The 1,992-nt window shown below is 44.4% G+C and carries 2 protein-coding genes; both read right to left on the bottom strand.

Features of this window, described 5'->3' with window-relative positions:
* Nucleotides 1-11 precede the first annotated feature (11 nt).
* Complete coding sequence (locus tag L0G63_RS13625; protein WP_301451139.1) at nt 12-245, bottom strand: hypothetical protein; 234 nt, start codon at nt 243-245, stop codon at nt 12-14.
* 155 nt (nt 246-400) lie between these two features.
* Nucleotides 401-1,861, bottom strand: coding sequence for a cysteine--tRNA ligase (cysS, locus tag L0G63_RS13630; RefSeq protein ID WP_301451140.1), 1,461 nt, complete (start codon nt 1,859-1,861; stop codon nt 401-403).
* Nucleotides 1,862-1,992: the final 131 nt, after the last annotated feature.

A 1,992-nucleotide genomic window follows, 5' to 3' on the forward strand; every position in this document is an offset into this window, starting at 1 on the left:
CGCTTGTGTCTTTATCTGGTTGCCCCTGATTTGAATTCTATACACACCCTAATATCATCGCCATTATTTGCGGCATTGGCAGGCATATGGATAGCGCTAATGGCTATCATCAAAAATCCTAACATTGCTTGTAGCGCAGTATCATGAATCCTAGGGCGACGGCACTTTACGCTCAAACTGCAACCATGGTGAATATCCATCGCCGTGCTATATTCATTAATCATACTGTTTTTGGGAGTATTCATATTTTTAAGGTCAATAGTCTACAAAAAGAATGGATATAAAAACGCACAGGGGACGCTTTGGCTTAAATGCAGTATATAAAAAAAGCCAGCGTTAAGCTGACTTAATTTATTTGTTGTTTTGTCGCTATCTATATGACTAACGGTAACCGCTTAATTTAAGCGCGGCGCCATGTTGTACCAGCACGGCTATCTTCAAGCTCAATACCTGCTTCTTTTAACTGCTCACGTATCTCATCAGCACGTGCAAAGTTTTTGTTGGCTTTGGCATCGGCACGCTCGACGATTAATCCATCAATGGTCGCATCACTCAGACCATCTTCAGCATCTTCACCGATCACCGCTTGCAAAAACTGCTGCACGGGTTGCTGTAAGATGTTCAATACCTGTGCCAGTGCTTTTAGTTGCTGTGCAAGCTGCCATGCTGTATCGACTTCTTCCGCTTTGATGGCTTTGTTGATGTCGCGTGCTAGACCAAATAAGACACTAATCGCCGTTGAACTATTAAAATCATCATTCATGGCTTTGATAAAATCTTGTCCAGCAGCCGTACGATAAGCTTCGGTGGTCAAGTTTTCATCGATTACGATTGTTTGTCCTTTTTGCTGTTCAGCCAATTTTAACGCGTTGTATAGTCTGCTTAGGCTATTATGAGCTTCATCTAATGCGCTGTCTGAAAAGTTTACTTGGCTACGATAATGACTTGATAATAGGAAAAAACGCACGGTTTCGGGCAAGTATTTTGCCATGACATCGCGAATGGTTGAAAAGTTAGCCAATGACTTAGACATTTTTTCGCCATCAACATTGATAAAGCCAACATGCATCCAGTTACGCGCGTACTCACAACCCGTCGCTGCTTCGGACTGAGCGATTTCGTTCTCATGATGCGGGAATTGCAAATCATGACCGCCGCCATGAATATCAAAGGTGTTGCCCAAGCACTTGGTCGACATGGCTGAGCATTCAATATGCCAACCCGGACGCCCCTGTCCCCAAGGTGACGCCCACTGCGGCTCATCCGGTTTCGCCGCTTTCCAGAGCACAAAGTCAAACGGATTGCGCTTGTCATTTTCGACATCGACACGTGAGCCTGCCTGCATTTCATCAAGATTGCGCTTCGATAATTTGCCATAATCCGCAAAACTATCGACAGCGTAGTAGACATCGCCATTGTCGCCTGCATACGCATAATCGCCTATGACTAATGTCTCAATCATATGTTGCATATCATCAATATGATCAGTTGCTCTTGGCTCAGCATCAGGTTTCAAGCAGCCAAGGGCAGCAAAATCCTCATGCATGGCTGTAATAAAGCGCTGGGTCAACGCCCCAATCTCTTCACCATTTTCAGCGGCGCGCGCAATAATTTTGTCATCGATATCAGTGATATTGCGCACGTAATTGACGTCATAACCCAATTGGGTGAGCCAACGTACCACCATATCAAACCCAATCATCATTCGAGCGTGCCCGATATGACAATAGTCATAGACGGTCATACCACACACATACATACCCACTTTCCCTGCTTTGAGTGGTTCAAACGGACGCTTGCCGCCAGTCAGTGAGTCATAAATAGCAAGTTGAGACATCGCGTCTACAAGTGGTGTGGTCATAATAAAAGAGCCTTTTAGCATAAATAAAATAAAAGTATCGACCGCAGCAAATAAATACACTGTAGCGATAGCTATGATTAGGGCGTGTTGAACATTCGCAAATAGGCACTGCTGATCGCTAAAATTGTTCC

Origin of the sequence: Psychrobacter sp., from assembly GCF_030454045.1 — a bacterium.
Taxonomy (GTDB): Bacteria; Pseudomonadota; Gammaproteobacteria; order Pseudomonadales; family Moraxellaceae; genus Psychrobacter.

Excerpts from the sequence above, each read along its gene's own strand:
- L0G63_RS13625 (WP_301451139.1), bottom strand. The coding sequence starts at position 245 with ATGAATACTCCCAAAAACAGTATGATTAATGAATATAGCACGGCGATG.
- cysS (WP_301451140.1), bottom strand. The coding sequence starts at position 1,861 with ATGACCACACCACTTGTAGACGCGATGTCTCAACTTGCTATTTATGAC.